10 protein-coding genes are annotated in these 15,511 nt (G+C 70.6%); 7 read left to right on the top strand and 3 right to left on the bottom strand.

From position 1 onward, the window contains the following. Positions 1 to 706, bottom strand: a 706-nt coding sequence (locus FJV41_RS14315) for a LysR family transcriptional regulator (protein ID WP_181790632.1), incomplete at its 3' end; no start/stop codon positions are given. 130 nt (positions 707 to 836) lie between these two features. On the opposite strand from FJV41_RS14315, the gene FJV41_RS14310 reads away from it, so the two are divergent. The 5 genes from FJV41_RS14310 (at position 837) to FJV41_RS14275 (ending at position 10,703) form a co-directional block, all read left to right on the top strand. Then, entirely contained in the window at positions 837 to 1,424 is a 588-nt protein-coding gene (locus tag FJV41_RS14310; RefSeq protein ID WP_181790630.1) for a hypothetical protein, read from the top strand. A gap of 90 nt (positions 1,425 to 1,514) precedes the next feature. Further along, on the top strand, positions 1,515 to 3,455 hold the full coding sequence (locus FJV41_RS53115) for a sigma 54-interacting transcriptional regulator (RefSeq protein WP_220137854.1): 1,941 nt from the start codon (positions 1,515 to 1,517) through the stop codon (positions 3,453 to 3,455). Next, positions 3,452 to 7,285, top strand: coding sequence for an nSTAND1 domain-containing NTPase (locus FJV41_RS14285; RefSeq protein WP_141643028.1), 3,834 nt, complete (start codon positions 3,452 to 3,454; stop codon positions 7,283 to 7,285). Before FJV41_RS53115 ends, FJV41_RS14285 begins: the two co-directional genes overlap by 4 nt. Before the next feature lie 76 nt (positions 7,286 to 7,361). Then, the gene (locus tag FJV41_RS14280) at positions 7,362 to 9,101 is read left to right on the top strand and encodes an ADYC domain-containing protein (RefSeq protein ID WP_181790628.1); all 1,740 of its coding nucleotides are present in this window, start codon (positions 7,362 to 7,364) and stop codon (positions 9,099 to 9,101) included. A 342-nt stretch (positions 9,102 to 9,443) separates the two neighbouring features. Further along, positions 9,444 to 10,703, top strand: a complete 1,260-nt coding sequence (locus FJV41_RS14275) for an MDR family MFS transporter (RefSeq protein ID WP_141643026.1) — start codon at positions 9,444 to 9,446, stop codon at positions 10,701 to 10,703. A gap of 78 nt (positions 10,704 to 10,781) precedes the next feature. On the opposite strand, the gene FJV41_RS14270 is transcribed toward FJV41_RS14275, so the two are convergent. Together FJV41_RS14270 and traC are read right to left on the bottom strand one after the other, a co-directional pair. Then, positions 10,782 to 12,245, bottom strand: coding sequence for a M57 family metalloprotease (locus FJV41_RS14270; RefSeq protein WP_174488538.1), 1,464 nt, complete (start codon positions 12,243 to 12,245; stop codon positions 10,782 to 10,784). Positions 12,246 to 12,529: 284 nt separating this feature from the next. Beyond that, positions 12,530 to 14,350 (bottom strand): outer membrane exchange accessory lipoprotein TraC, encoded by a 1,821-nt coding sequence (gene traC / locus FJV41_RS14265; protein ID WP_141643024.1) that lies wholly within the window; start codon positions 14,348 to 14,350, stop codon positions 12,530 to 12,532. Positions 14,351 to 14,638: 288 nt separating this feature from the next. Here traC and FJV41_RS14260 point away from each other — a divergent pair, with 288 nt between their 5' ends. Together FJV41_RS14260 and FJV41_RS14255 are read left to right on the top strand one after the other, a co-directional pair. After that, positions 14,639 to 14,875, top strand: coding sequence for a hypothetical protein (locus tag FJV41_RS14260; protein ID WP_141643023.1), 237 nt, complete (start codon positions 14,639 to 14,641; stop codon positions 14,873 to 14,875). Between the two features lie 158 nt (positions 14,876 to 15,033). Next, entirely contained in the window at positions 15,034 to 15,444 is a 411-nt protein-coding gene (locus tag FJV41_RS14255; protein WP_141643022.1) for a response regulator transcription factor, read from the top strand. Positions 15,445 to 15,511 lie beyond the last annotated feature (67 nt).

Here is a 15,511-nt window from a genome sequence, read left to right as displayed (position 1 = left end):
ACCCCAACCCCAATCCCCCACCCGTCGCCGCCATCACCGACAGCAACGAGTTGCACCGCACCCCTACCCTCGCGGATGACCCCACCGACTCCAGCCACCGCGCCTCCGGCCACTTCGCCGCCGCCCCCGTGTACCCAATCACGTCATGCCCCGCGAACCCCGTGGCCGGGTCCGCCAACCCCCGGCGCGCGACATACGCCTCCGACGCATAGAGCGAAATCGCGATGTCCCCCACCTTGCGCGCCACCAGCGAGGCCTCGCTCGGCCGCGTCAGCCGCACCGCCACGTCCGCCTCGCGCCGGGTCAAATCCAGTGCGCCGTAGTCCGTGAGAAACCGCACCTCGATGCCCGGATGCCGCTCCCGGAACGGCGCGAAGCGCGGCAACAACGTGTTCACCGCGAACGCCTCCGTCGTCGTCACCCGCACCACGCCCTCCAGCCGCGCGTCCTCCCCTCCCGCTCGACGCTCCACCGCGAGCATCGCCCCCTCCATCTCCTCCGCGGGCCCCTGGATGCCTCGCGCCGCCGCCGTCGGGACGAGCCGCCCCGGAGTCCGCTCGAACAACCGCGCCCCCAGCGTCTCCTCCAACACAGCGAGCCTGCGCCCCACCGTCGTCGCATCCACCTTCAGCGCCCGCGCCGCGCCCGCGAGTGTCCCCTCTCGCGACACCGCCAGGAAGTACCGCAGGTCGTTCCAGTCCAGCATGGTGCCCTGCAATCTCGCAGCCCCTCCCTGCAACCTCCAGCGTTTCCGCAGGCCGCCTCCTGGCGCATTCATGGCGTCACCGGAACAGGCCGCACGTCGCGGTCTCCCGAGCCACCCACGGAGTCTCGCCATGCGCATCCTCGCCATTGCCCTCATCACCCTCTGCGCCGCCGCGTGCGGAGGAGCGAAGTCCCACGTCCGCCCCCAGGACCTCGCCGGCACCTGGGACAGCGCCACGTGTGAAGCCGTCCCCAACGGCGACGGCTCGAACAACTACCTCCAGCGCCACTTCCAGCTCACCGAGTCCGACTGGACGCTCCGCCTGGACTTCTTCGGCGACGCGGGTTGCCAGACGAAGCTGTTCACCGCGCGCGTCGTCGGCCCCTACAGCCTGGGACAGGATTCGGAGAAGGTGTCGGGCGCGACCGAGGGCACCTTCACCTTCGGCGAGCGCTACCTCACCGCGCACCTGCAGCCCTTGGCGGACGTCTTCACCCAGTCGGGCTGCGGCACGGGCGCGTGGACGGTGGGCGTGGAGCAGCCCGTCCCTGGCGCGTGCTTGTCATTCAAGCCGCTGACCGAGTGCGGCAAGGACCACGACGTGGTGAAGGTGGAAGGCACCCAGCTCTTCTTCGGCCAGCGCCCCGCCGACAACGACATGTGCGCCCCGGAGAAGCGTCCACAAACCCTGGCCACCCACCCTGTCGTCAAGCCCTGAAGCACGTCAGCCCGGCTTTGGATGCGCCGTCGCTGCCATCCGGCGGTGACGGCGCCCCTGTCTGATGTGGGAGACTCTTCCGGGCCAGACATGTCGAACTCCGACACCCAAGAAACCCTGGATGCACGCTCGTCCAAGTCCACACACGGGCGTGACGAAGCGGACCGCCGCTACTTACTTGTCATCGAGGGAAGCTCGTCCTCCCTGTGCCCACTCCCCCAAGAGGGCGAGGTCCTGATTGGCCGGGCCGCCACCGCGGACGTGCGGGTCCAGGACGCCTCGGTGAGCCGACACCATGCGCGGGTGACGGTGACCGCGGAGACCGCGCGTATCGCGGACCAGGACAGCCACAACGGCGTCAAGGTCAACGGCGTGAAGGTAGAGGGCGCGCATCCGCTGCGCACCGGCGACGTCGTCACACTCGGCGACGTCGTCCTCGTCTTCCACGGCGGGACGCGGACGTCGCGCCCGCTGCTGGATGCCAACGCCTTGCGCGACCGGCTGGACGAGGAACTCGAGCGCGTCCTCGACTATGAACGCAGCGTCAGCGTGGTGGCGCTGGAGCTCGGACCTTCCACGGTGGCGCCCCCGGACCTGCTCCGCGCGGCGAGCGGTGCCTTGCGCGGAATGGACGTGCTCGCGCGCGAAGGACCGAACCTCCTCGTCGCCATGCTGCCGGAGCTGCTGCGCGACGAAGTGGAGCCCTTCGTCCAACACCTCCTCGAAGCCCTTCTGCCCCTCGCGCCCGATGTCCGCGCCGGTGTGGCGACCGCGCCACGGGATGGACTGGACTCGGAGGCCCTCGTCTCCACCGCGCGCGCCGCCGCGCTCAGCGCACCCATGGGCGGCCTGAGCCTGAGCGGGCCCCGCCTCTACCAGTTGGAGCTGGGCGAGCGCGCCGTGGTGGTGGCCGACGCCGCCATGGTGCGCACCTTCGAGCTGCTGCGGCGGCTGGCGGCCAGTCCCCTCACCGTGCTCATCCAGGGCGAGACAGGCTCGGGCAAGGAGAACGCCGCCTGGGCCATCCACCACTGGTCCCCTCGCGCGGACAGGCCCTTCGTCGCCTTCAACTGCGCGACGCTCCAGGAGTCCCTCGCGGAGAGCACGCTGTTCGGACACGAGAAGGGCGCGTTCACCGGAGCTGCTACGGCACGCGCGGGTCTGTTCGAACAGGCCGGTGGCGGCACCCTCTTCCTCGACGAAGTCGCGGAGCTCTCCCTCCCGGTGCAGGCCAAGCTGCTCCGCGCGCTGGACCAGAAGGTCATCACCCGCGTGGGCGACTCGCGCGAGCGCCCCGTCGACGTGCGCATCGTCGCGGCCACCCACCGGCGCCTCTCCGAGGAGGTGAAGGCCGGCCGCTTCCGCGAGGACCTCTACTTCCGACTGTCCACCGCAGTGGCACTTCTGCCTCCGCTCCGGGAACGTCCTCGCGAGCTGCCCCTGCTCGCGAACACCTTCCTCGCCGAGGCCTGCACCCGCCTGGGCCGTCCCTCACTGGAGCTGTCCGCCGCCGCCATGGGACTGCTGCGCGGCCACCGCTGGCCCGGCAACGTGCGCGAGCTGAAGAACGCCATGGAGTTCACCGCGGCCACCGCGCACGGTCCCATCGTCGAACCCTCGTGTCTGCCCGAGTCACTCCAAGGCCAGGGCACGCCCATCTCCGAAGCCTCCTCGTCCTCCGCCGAAGCCTCCTCGTCCTCCGCCGAAGCCTCCTCGTCCTCCGCCGAAGCCTCCTCCTCTTCCGCCAAAGCCTCTTCCGCCAAAGCCTCTTCCGCCGGAGCCTCCTCCTCATCCGCCGAACCAGCCGCTCCTCGCCTCGAGCCCGCGTCGTCCCCCAGCTCCTCGCGACGCCAGCGCCTCTCCGATGAGCTTCGTGCTCTGGAGCGCCAGCGCATGATGGAAGCACTGGAGGAGACCTCGGGCGTCCAGGCGCGCGCGGCGCGACTCATCGGAATGCCGCTGCGCACCTTCGCACTCAAATACAAACAATTCGGGCTCGCGGCCTCGCGCCACCGGGAGCCTCCCGGATGAGTACCCAGGCCCCCGCTGCGTGGCAGCCTCCTATCGACTTCGAGGAGTACCACCTGCTGGAGCCCCTGGGCCGGGGAGCGATGGGCGAGGTCTTCCTCGCGCGGGACCTGCGGTTGGACAGACTGGTGGCGGTGAAGTTCATCGCCGGCATGGCGCCACAGGAGGGACAACGCGAGCGCTTCTGGAACGAGGCCCGCGCCATCGCGCGCGTGCAGCACCCCAACGTCGTGGGCATCTACCGCGTGGGCGAGGTGCTGCGCCGTCCGTATCTGATTTCGGAGTTCGTGCGAGGCGAGAGCCTCGACCGGCTGCCGCTCCCCCAGCACTGGATGCAGGCCCTCACGCTGGGCATCGGCCTCGCACGAGGACTGGCGGCGGCGCATCGCCGGGACGTCGTCCACCGCGACCTCAAGCCCGCCAACGTCATGAAGACCGTGGAGGGCGACGTCAAGCTGCTGGACTTCGGCGTGGCCAAGCTCATCGACGCGGCGGGCGGCCCGTCCGAACCGGCACGCACCCAGCTCTCCCTCGCGCGGCTCGACGTGGCACCTTCCAGCGAGCAGGAGCTCTCGCGAACCCTCACGGTGTCACCTCCCGCGAGTCCCCCGCCCTCGACACCCTCGCCCATCCCCGCGTTCGTGACGGGCCTGGTGGGCACGCCCGGCTACATGGCGCCGGAAATCTGGCGGGGCCAGCCCGCGACCCTTCACAGTGACGTCTACTCCTTCGGAGTCATGCTGTACGAGCTGTGCACCGGCACGAGGCCCTACCGGGGAGACTCCGCGCCGGAGCTGCGCGAGGCCGTGCTCCGGGGCGAGCGTCCAGTGCTGACGCGGGTGCTGCCCCAGGTGGACCCGGCCTTCGCCGCCATCATCGACCGTTGCTTGTCCCTGGAGCCCGCCGCGCGCTTCGCCTCCGCCGATGTGCTGCGCGAGGCCCTGGAGGCGCTGCGAGAAGGCACCGGTGAGCCCGCGCCCTCGAACGAGCGCCCCTACCCCGGACTGCACGCCTTCGGAGCGGAGGACCGCGCCACGTTCTCCGGCCGTGGCTCGGAGATTCGCGCGCTGGTGGACCGGCTGCGCTCGCAGCCCTTCGTCCTCGTGGCTGGAGACTCCGGTGTCGGCAAGTCGTCGCTGTGCCGCGCGGGCGTCCTGCCCCGAGTCGCCCAGGGCGCGCTGGGCCCCGGCGCGTGGACCACGTGCGAGCTGGTGCCCGGACGCCATCCCCTGGGGGCACTCGCGGCGACGCTGGCACCTCTCCTCGGCGAGAGCGAAGCGTCGCTCCTGGGCGAGCTGCACGCCGCACCCGAAGCCCTGGGACGCCGCATGCGCACGGGCGCGGGGACTCGGGCCGTGCTCCTCCACATCGACCAACTGGAAGAGCTCCTCACGCTCGCGCCGCCCGAGGATGCCCAGCGCTTCGCGCTCGCGCTGGAGTCGTTGGTGGAAGGCGGCCCCCGGCTGCGCGTGCTCGCCACCGCACGAGGTGACTTCCTCGCGCGACTGGCCTCGCTGCCGGGCCTGCGCGAGGCGCTCGACACCGGGGGACTGTACCTCCTCCAGCGCCCTACCGAAGCGGGACTGACGGAGGCGGTCGTCGCTCCCGCTCGGGCCCACGGCTTCACCTTCGAGTCACCCGCGCTCGTGGAGACCCTGGTGTCCGCCGGTGCGGGCGAGGGAGGACTGCCTCTGCTCCAGTTCGCGCTCGCGCAGCTCTGGGAGCACAGGGACCGGGAGCGCCGGGTGATTCCCGCCATGGCGCTCGAAGCCCTCGGCGGAGTCGGAGGGGCGCTCGCGCGACATGCCGATGGCGTGCTGGCGACCCTGGCGCCGGTGGAGCGCGGCGCGGCGCGACACCTCCTCTCACGGTTGGTGACAGCGGAGGGGACTCGCGCCCAGCGCACTCGCGAGGAGCTGGTGGGCGCGCCAGGCTCGGAGGTCGGCCCGGCCCGCGCGGCGCTGGAAGCCCTGGTGCGAGGCCGGCTCGTGGTGGCGCGCGAGGCGGTGAGCGAGGACGCGGAGACGGGCACCTACGAGCTGGCGCACGAGGCCCTGCTGGTGGGCTGGGACACGCTGCGCGGCTGGCTCGCGGGCGACGAGGGACTGCGCGTCCTGCGCCAGCGCCTGGAGCGAGCGTGCACGGAGTGGCGGCGCCTGGGTCGCACCGTGGAGCTGCTGTGGTCCGGCCGTCAGCTCATGGAAGCCGCGAGTCTCCCGCTCGACGCCCTGAGCGAGGACGAGCGCGCCTTCCTCCATGCCTCGCGCCGCGTGGCGACACGAAAGCGGCTGGGACGCATCGCCGCGGTCCTCTCCCTTCCTCTCTTCACGGTCGCCGTGTACGGCGGGCTCCAACTCCAGACATCACGCGCGCGCGAGCGCGACACCGCCCAGGCCGTGAGCCAGGCGCGGACCTCCCTGGAGCAGGCGCGAGAGGAGAACACGCGACTGGAGGCCCAGCGCCGCGCGGCCTTCGCCGCCTTCGACACCGCCCAGAAGGTGGAAGGAGAGGCCACGTGGGCCCGGGCCCTGGCGACGGCCGAGCGGGTCGACACCGCCTACCGTGAAGCCGGCAACGCGCTCGACGCCGCGCTTCAAAAGAACCCGCGCCACGCGGGCGGGCGCCAGTTGTTGGCGGAGGTCCTCTTCGAGCGCATCCTCCTGGCCGAGCGGCTGCGCAGACCCGCGCTGCATCGCGAGCTGCTCCAGCGTCTGGCCCTCGTCGACGACACGCGCGACTTCCAGCGACGACTGGACGCCCCCGCGCGCCTGGACCTGGAGACCGAGCCCCCCGGTGCCCGCGTGCGCGTCGAGCGCGCCCTCGAGGATGCGGGCCGGCTGAGCTGGTCTGCCCCCGTGACGCTCGGCACCACTCCGCTGCGCGACGCGTCCCTGCCTCCAGGCTCCTACCGCCTCAGCTTCGTCAGAGCGGACCGCCCCGCCGTCCTCTACCCGGTGCTGCTGGAGCGCGGCGAAGCACACGCCACCCGATTGGTGCTGCCCGCCTCCGTCCCCAAGGGCTTCGTGTACGTCCCCCCCGGTCGCTTCCTCTACGGCAGCCCCGACGACGAGGTCATCCGCCGCAACGCCATGCGCGCCCAGCCCCTGCACGCGCTCACCACCGGGGGCTATCTCGTGGGGCGCACCGAGGTCACCCACGGCGAGTACCTCGACTTCCTGCGCACCCTCCCGCCCCGCGAGCGCGCCGAGCGGCGTCCCCACGGAGGCAACTACTTCGGTGACATCTCGCTCGTCGAAGTGGAGCCGGGCCAGTGGGAGTTCCAGCTCGCGCGCAAGGGACACATCTACCGCGCCCGCGAAGGCGAGCCGCTGCGCTACCTGGACCGCGAGCACCGCGCGAACCAGGACTGGCTGCGCCTGCCCGTGTCCGGCATCTCCTGGGAGGACGCCGTGGCCTACGTCACGTGGTTGAACGACACCGGCCGGGTGCCAGGGGCCCGCCTGTGCGACGAGCGCGAATGGGAGCGCGCCGCCCGGGGCGCGGACGGGCGCAGCTACCCTCACGGCGAGCGGCTGGAGCCGGACGACGCCAACTTCGACGCCACCTACGGCCGCAAGTCACTGGCCTTCGGTCCCGACGAGGTGGGCTCACATCCCGCGTCCGACAGCCCCTTCGGCCTGGCGGACTTCACCGGCAACGTGTGGGAGTGGATGCGCTCGGTGTCCTCGCCCGACCAGCCCACCTACGGCGGCGGCTGCTTCTACCAGGACATGTTCACCGCTCGCAGCCTCAACCACGGCGACGGCGAGCCTCGCTTCCGCATCCCCTTCATCGGGCTGCGTGTCTGTGCGTCACCTCCCGCCGTCCATTGAGCCTGGGGCCGTTGGCAGGCTTCCTGCTTTACGTCAGCGGCAGAGCACTTCGAGCCACTCACAGGAGCAACCCACGATGCGATGGATGAGAGGCCCCTGCCTGGGGGCATGGATGTGTTTGTCCGGTGGCCTGTATGCCACCGCGGTGTTGGCGGACGAGCCGCCCGCGCAGAGCGGTCAGGGGACGAAGTTCCACGGCACGGGCATCTTCGATGAAGGCCACGTCAACGTGAGCTTCACCTCCTCGTCGTCACGTCCTTCCTGCATCGGCACGGCGCTGAGCAAGGGAGGCCTGCGCGGCAACAAGTTCCCCATCGGCACCGGCCAGTGCGGCCCGATGGACTACGTGGGCCATGAGTTCCTCTCGGTGGGCGCCCCTCAACGGAAGTTCAAGATTGTCTCGGTGGCGCCGCACGCCAGCATCTACGAGACGTGTCGGTACGCCGGCCAGCCGAACCCGCCACCGCCGGTGATGGGGACCACCTGGGAGTATCAGGTGACGTGGTCCACCGCGCTCACCCAGCCCCAGCCGCTGTGCCCGGCCAACAACGTCGCGCTGGCCGTCCCGCTGAGCTGGACCCAGGATGCCCAGAGCGGGTCCTGGCGTCTGCTCCCTTCCACGAGCGCCTTCACCTTCGCCTGCGTGCCCAAGCACGTCTCGGGCTGCGAGTTCGAAGACGGTGGCGTCATCGCCAAGTGCGTCGACTGGGGCTACCCGCCCTGGACCTCCGCGGCGCAAACCCTGACAGGCCAGGTGCTCAGCGGCCTCACCACGGCGGGGAACTCGCTCGCGGGCAACCTCCAGGAAGCCCTGAGTTTTCATCAGACGTGTCTGCGGATGGCCACGGCCGACTACTGCGGCGTGGGCCACAGCAACACCGTGGATGGCACGCCCATCGCGTTCCACGACACGAAGTACGTGCCCTTGACGGCCGCCGCGCACGTCGTCACCTCGCTCTCGGGCAGCGCGTACCAGGGCTACTACTTCGAAGCCGCGTGGGCGGATTGCTCCCTGGACACGACAGGGTCCAACCCCACTCCCGCCTGCCGGGCCATACACGCGAATCCCACCAACGGTGTCATCCTGCCGCGCTACGCGGCGCTGTGTCTGAGCAAGCGGCGTTGGGCCAGCTTCCCGTTCGCGGGCACCTGCTTCGACCCTCACAGCCAGACCTTGACTCCCTTCGACCGCGACTTCGTCCCAAAGTATTGCGAGGACTACACGGTGGAGCAGTTGGAGGAGCGCGGCGCGCGGCTCTTCACCTTCTCACGCTTCCTCGACACGGGCCTGTACCGGTTCCAACAGGACGGGGACCCCGGGCGGGCCGTCACGACCACCGCCTACAACGCCCCGCAGCCACTCCCCCAGCATCCCAACCTGGTGGGAATCAATACGGCGAGGCTCGGCGTGCCCGCCAACTACGTGCCGGTCCGCCTGGAGGGCTCCCTGCTCAGCAAGACGATTCCCCAGGCCCTGCGCGCGAAGCTGCAGCTCGACGGCCTCTATCGCTGCGCCCGGGTGGACACCACCGGGCAGAAGCACTTCCTCACCACCCTCATCCCCGACACCTCCGTCACCGGAGAACCGAGTGACGCCTGTCCCGCCCCCCTCGGCTGGTCGCTCGACGTGCCCACGGGAGGCACGGAGGTGGATGCGCTCGAGGGCTACCTCTCCCCGGTGGCCTCGGGCTTCATGGCGACACCCCTGAGCCTGTGGCACGACGACAACAGCCACTTCATCACCTCCACCACGTCACCGGGCATCGGCTGGACAGAGCTCCAACCGCCCCTCGGCTACATCCCCGGCAATCCCTGACGGCGCGCCCACCGTGCAGCACTTGCAGGGCGTGCAACACCTGCTGGCTTCCCCCAGCGCCCATGATGCAAGTCCTGCACGGTGCGCGTGGGTCCGCACCCCACGCGGCGTCGGAGTCCCCAGGCCCCGGACGCGTTATCAGGCGCGGCCCGGGCTCTTCGTCATTCCGGCGCAAATGCTCGGAACCCAAAGCAAGACTTCGTCTCTCCTGACTCTGGCGCCCTATGCAGGGATGGCTTGGAGCGCGAGACACGCTGGCGCATGCTCGCGCGCGGCCATGGCTTCTCGATTCGTCCTCCGGTGCCCCTCGCATCTCCTCGCGGCAACAAAGGGAGGGCGCTCATGACGGGCGCGCTGCGCCGGGCGCTGCGCGAGATGGCCGGCGGACTGCCTCGCACGTACTGGGTGCTGTGGGTGGGCACGCTGGTCAACCGGCTGGGCAGCTTCGTCGTCCCCTTCCTCGCGCTGTACCTCACGCGCGAGCGGGGCTTCAGCGTGGAGCGCGCGGGGCTCACCGTGTCGCTCTATGGCGTGGGCGCGGTCATCGCGAGTCCCCTGGGCGGCATGCTCGCGGACCGCGTGGGCCGCCGCATCACCCTGGCTGGCGGACTGTGGCTGGGCTCGGTGGGCATGCTCTTCCTCGGCTTCGCGCGCGAGCCCGCCGCCATCGCCGCGGCGGCCTTCTGCCTGGGCATCTGCGGAGAGGTCTACCGTCCCGCCGTGTCCGCCGCCGTGGCGGACGTCGTCTCCCCCGAGGACCGTCAGCGCGCGTTCGGCCTGCTCTACTGGGTCGTCAACGTGGGCTTCGCCATCGCCCTGCCCATGGCCGGACTGATGGTCCGCTACGGCTACCTGACGCTCTTCATCGTCGACGCCATCACCACCTTCACCTATGGCTGCTGCATCTGGCTGCTCCTGCCGGAGACGCGCCCCGTGAAGCCTCCGGCCACCTCGGACACCCAGGCACCGGGCGCCATGGGCTCCCTGCTGGCCCCCTTCCTGGACCCGAGCTTCGTCGCCTTCGCCGTCCCCTACTTCGGCGTGGCGCTCATCTTCTACCAGAGCCAGGTGTCGCTCCCGATGGACCTGAGCTCGCGCGGGCTGACTGAGGCGCAGTTCGGCGCGGTGCTGTCCGTCAACGGCCTGCTCATCGTCGCGCTCCAGCCCTTCACGAACCCGGTGCTGCGCCGCCTGCGCCGCGCCCAGGCGCTGGCCCTGGCCGCGGTCCTCACCGGAATCGGCTTTGGCCTGCACGCGCTGACGGGCAACGTCGCGCTCGCGGCCCTGGCCGTGGCCATCTGGACGCTGGGGGAGATGGCCCAGGCCCCCGTCGCGCCCTCCGTCGTCGCGGACCTGGCCCCGTCCGGACTGCGCGGCAGCTACCAGGGCGCGTACCACATGCTCTGGGGCCTGGCATCCAGCGCCGCGCCCGCGCTCGGGGGCTGGGTGCTCGGCCGCGCCGGCACGTCCGCGCTGTGGCTCGGCTGTCTCGCGCTGGGGCTCGTCTGCGCTGTCTGGCAGCTGGCCATCGCGGGCCCCCGGCGCCGACGCCTGGACTCGCAGCGCGCGGTGCGCACGGACCTGAGTCCCCTCATCGACTGAAAGCGCCACGCCACGAAAACAACGGGCGGCCTCCCGCGAAGGAGACCGCCCGTGTTCCACACCGGAAGCCGGAAGCGACTACGGCTTGGTGTAGTTGATGGCCAGGTTGTACGTGGCCGCCGTGTAGCCGCGAACCATGACGTACGCCGTCGTCTGACCCGCGGGCACCGTCAGCTCGCACGTCTCCGTGGCGCCCGTCTGGAACGGACGGCAGTTGTACGTGGCGGTGGTGGGCGCCGCGCCAAAGCGGACGTAGAGGTCCGGGTCGCCCGTGCCCGTCATCGCCACGCGGAAGGTGGAGCCGGCCAGCACGCTGTACGCGGGGAAGTTCACGTTGGTGTTCGCCGCGACGCTGCCCGTCTTGCTGTCCGTGGCCGGCGTGCCGCCCGCCGCGGGCTTGGTGTAGTTGATGGTCAGGTTGAACGTGCCCGTCGCATAGCCACGCACCATGATGTACGCCGTCGTCACGCCCGCGGGCACCGTCACGTTGCAGGACTCCGACGCGCCGCTCAGGTAGGGACGGCAGTCATACGTCGTCGTGGTGGGGACCGCGCCAAAGCGCACGTACAGGTCCGGGTCGCCCGTGCCCGTCATCGCCACGCTGAAGCTGGTGCCGGCCACCACGTTGAAGGGGCCGTAGCTGGTGTTGCTGCCCGTCGCCACGGAGCCCGAGCGGGTCTCCGTCGTCGGCGTGCCCGTGCCCGGACCCGGCGGCTCGGGGTCCGTGCCACCCGGCGCGCCGTAGAGCGCCACGGCGCCCTGGATGTCCTTGGCCGTCAGGACCAGGTCACCCGACTGCGAGCCGTTGCACTGGGGATAGTGCATGACGGACGCGGAGTCGTACGTCGTCAGCGCGCGCCAGTTGTTGTCCTCGAAGCACGTGCCCGACTCGGGGCGGGTGTGCTCGTGGCGGAAGCCCAGCGTGTGGCCCAGCTCGTGACGGATGATGCCCGTCAGCGTCCAGGGCGACGTGTTGCCAAAGCCCGTGTTGTCGATGAGCACGTTGCGGTTGGCGCGGGTGTCGTTCGGGAAGAACGCGCGCGCCAGGTACTGGCCACCCGAGTTCACCGGACGCACGTCGAACACCACGTTCTGGTTGCTCGCGGTGCAGCTGGCGTCCTGCGCGCTGACGTAGACGAAGTCGACGTTGGCCGCCGCTTCCCACGCCGCCGCCGCGTTCGCCATCGCCTGCACGGCCGCGTTGTAGTTGGAGCCGAACGTCGTGCTCACGCAGTAGGTGATGTTCTTCTTCTGCGTCGCGTTCCACGCGGCATCCGCGCCGCCGGCCGTATGGACGATGAGCTGCCCGTTACGAACGTTGTTCTCGTAGAACTCGCGCAGCAGCTTCTCGTTGGCGAACGTCGTGTCGCCATCCGCGATGAAGATGCCGGTGTCCGGCTCCTGGTAGACGACCGAGAGGAACTGCTCCCACGACATCCCCTGGCCAACGGCCTCGGGGGCGGGGGTGGAACCTTCGCCGCCACCACAACCGGCCAGCAGCGCCAGGCCCGCGAGGGCACCGATCAACTTGGACTGGGACATGAACATCCTTCTTGCAGAGGGGGTACTGCCAGAGCTCCCACAGCTCGGGGACCGGCGACGAAGCAGCCGCCATGCCAAGCCCGCAACTAGTGGATTTCCCTCACGCTTTTCACGGAAACACTGGAGATACCCGGAGCACGCTGACTCCACGTTTCACGCCCCGGCTGTAAAATCCCGTAACATTCCGAAACAAAACTCCTTTGATTTCAAATGTTTGGAACGCCGCGGCGGAGGTGTCCAGGAAGAGGACACCCCCGTTGTAAAGTGTCGCGGGTCAGGCCGGACTACAGGCCCAGGAGCGTCTCGGGGCGGTTGAGGCCGCGGGCGCGGGCCAGGGGCTGGAGGACATCCGGCGGGGGCGCGTCCGCGGTGAGCAGCAGGGCTCGCACGGCGGTCTCCACCACATCCTCGGCGCCGGGGCGCACCATGCCGCGGCGGGCATCTTCCACGCGCTTGCCACGGTACGCGTCGAAGCGCTCCTTCACGCGGCGAGCCAGGTCGGAGACGGCCTTGTCCCCCACCTCCACGCGCAGCTCCAGCTCGTTGCGCAGTTGCACCGGGTCCGCCAGCACGCCGTACCTGTCGTAGCCCTTGTGCGCCATATCCTCGTGCGTCACCGCGAAGTCGTCGGTGTGGGGCGCGGGGACCTGGGCCTTGAGCAAATCGCGCATCACCGCGGTGACGGAGGCCGTCACGGTGAGGCGGTGCAGCTGCACGTCGTAGACGAAGTCGGAGAACATGGGCTCCTCCACGGTGACGGGCTCGCGGAACGTCGTATCGCGGTGGCGCTGCACCTCGATGCGCTGCGACTCCGACTTGTCCAGGGCCGCCTCCAGCTTCGTCTCCTTGTCCTTCACCGCCACCACCATCAGCGTCAGCAGCTGCTCCTCCTTCGCGCACAGGCCGCTGGCGCAGCGCGCGGGGCTGCACTCGCCGGGCAGCGTGCCGGGCTTCTCCGCCTCGCGCGCGGCCTCGCCACACTCCTGCAGCGCCTCCAGGCACTCGCGGCGCTCGCGCTCACGGCAGCGCTCGGCGCCCGCGCGCAGCAGGTTCATCTCCGTCTGCATGCGCAGGTACTCGCGCAGGGCGGCGGCCTGCTTGCGGTCCACCTCCTCCTGGGCGCGCTCGGACTGGAGCAGCTTCGTCTCGAAGCCGGCGCGGCGGGGGTTGGGCACGGACGTCTTGCCGGCGAGGTAGCGGTGCGAGCGCTGCGAGTCCTCCACCGCCTTGAGGGGCAGCACCCGCTCCAGGGACAGGTCCAGCTTCACGCCCTCGCGGCCCTCGGGGGCCTCCGTCACCACGCGCAGGGGGAGCTGGGTGGGGAGCATGGCCGCGAGCCTGCCGGCCGCCAGTCGCTGCGCCACGTCCGGCGCTCCGGCGTTGTCCTCCACCGGCGTCGCGACGACGAGGAAGGCGACCTCGTCGCGCAGCTTCTGCCGCACCGCCTCCGCCCGCTCCCGCGCGGCCGTCGCGCCCACGCGCTCCTGGTCCGCGCGCACGTAGGCCACCAGCGCGTTGCCCAGCTTGCCGGCCTTCTCCAGGCCGTCTCCGGTGTTGAACCAGCGCTTCGCCCACGCCACCTGCACCAGGTCCACGCCCTTCTTCGCGCCCGCGTGGTCCGGCGCCACCGACAGCACCGCGTCCAGCTCCGCGCGCGCCTCCTGGAGCTTGTCCGCCTTCAGCGCCTCCAGGCCCGCCGCGACGCGCTCATCCAGCGTCACCCCCAGAAGCTCTCGCGCGGCCGTGTTCTCCGCGTCCAATTCCAGCGCGCGCACCAGCCGCTTCATGGCGCCATCCAGGTCCCCGGCGTCGTGTACGCCCCGGGCCTCCTCCAGCACCACCTGGCTCCACGCGCGGCGCACCTCGCGCAGCTTCACCGTGATTTCGGACGCCTCCGGGTCCGCGGCGAGCGCGCGCAGGTAGGCCGCCTCCGCCTCCGCCCACTTCTGCTGCTGGCTGGCCGAGTCGCCCTCCTTCACGGCGCGGGAGAAGGCCGAACAGGCCGTCAGGACGAGCAGCGAGGCCAGGGCCAGGGCGCCGAGCACGCCACGAGATGCGCCAGGAGCCGAACGAAGGGGACGAAGGGGGGCGGACACGCCTCGCATCTTCCGGGAAAGCCGGCACCGGGTGAAGTGTTCGCATGTCGACGCCCCCTGCCTGGCCCCCTCGGCGGGCTTGTCGGGTGTGATCCACCACCCGTCGCGCCTCGGACGCGCCCCGAGCCCGGTCCCCCGCCCCACGGCCGGACGGCCGGCGTGGATGGCAACCCCTGCTGCTGGCCTTTATGAGGTTCGCCGTGAATCGCGCGGGACTCGGGGTCCGCCCCGGGAATGACGCGTCGCAACAGCCGGTAGACGATTCAACGCACCCACGAGGGGGGCAAGAGAGACAACATGTCCTGTCCACAACCGCGTCCCACAGAGTTCCGCCTGCCCATGCGCGCGGAGTCCTTTTCCGTCGAGGACCACCGCAACGTGCACTGCCGCTTCTACGGCGGCTGCATCGACATGGCGGTCCGTGAGGACTGGGACAGCTTCACCTGCGCCAAGTGCCCCATGTTCCAGCAGGACGCCGCGCCGGGCGCGGACCAGTACGCCTTCAACCAGCCAGCGGACACGGGCAGGCCCTAGCCCGGTTCGAAGAGCAGCCGACGTGCCGGCCCTCCACCTTCGCGTGGAGGCCGGGACGAGTCGCACCGCCTCCGGGGTTCTTGCCCCACGGTGGCGGTGGGAGTCCGGACCCGCGCGCCGCTTGAGCCCTTCTCCTCCGGTCTTCGCGAGCCTTGCGCATGCCTTATCGCCCCGTGGTCGTCCTGGCCGAGGATGATGGCCTCCTCAGAGACGCAATGGCCGAGGCCATGGAGCTGGAGGGCTACCGGGTCCTCGCTTGCGAGAACGGCTTCACCGCGCTGAAGGCCTTCTTCTCCGAGCCTCGCGTGGACGTGCTGGTGCTGGACTGGCTGCTGCCCGACATCGAGGGCCAGGACCTCATCCGGATGCTGCACGCGCAGCGCTCGCTGGTGGAGTTGCCCATCGTGCTGACGACGGGGCTCGACCTGGAGCTGCCCAGCTTCGAGGGAGCGGTGTGCCTGCTGCGCAAGCCCTTCGCCCCGGGTGAGCTGTCGCGAATCCTGCACCGCCTCACCCAGCCGGGCCCGCCTCCGGCCACCGTGGCGCCCCGCGACCAACGCGTGGCCTGACGCCCGCTTCCGTCCCCGCCCGGCAAGCCCCATCTTCGCGGACAGCGGGCCCGAGGGCACTGTGCCC

Source organism: Myxococcus llanfairpwllgwyngyllgogerychwyrndrobwllllantysiliogogogochensis (genome assembly GCF_006636215.1).
In the GTDB taxonomy this organism is placed as follows: domain Bacteria; phylum Myxococcota; class Myxococcia; order Myxococcales; family Myxococcaceae; genus Myxococcus; species Myxococcus llanfairpwllgwyngyllgogerychwyrndrobwllllantysiliogogogochensis.
The sequence above is the reverse complement of the archived record's forward strand: the minus strand, read 5'-3'. Positions and strand labels throughout refer to the sequence as shown.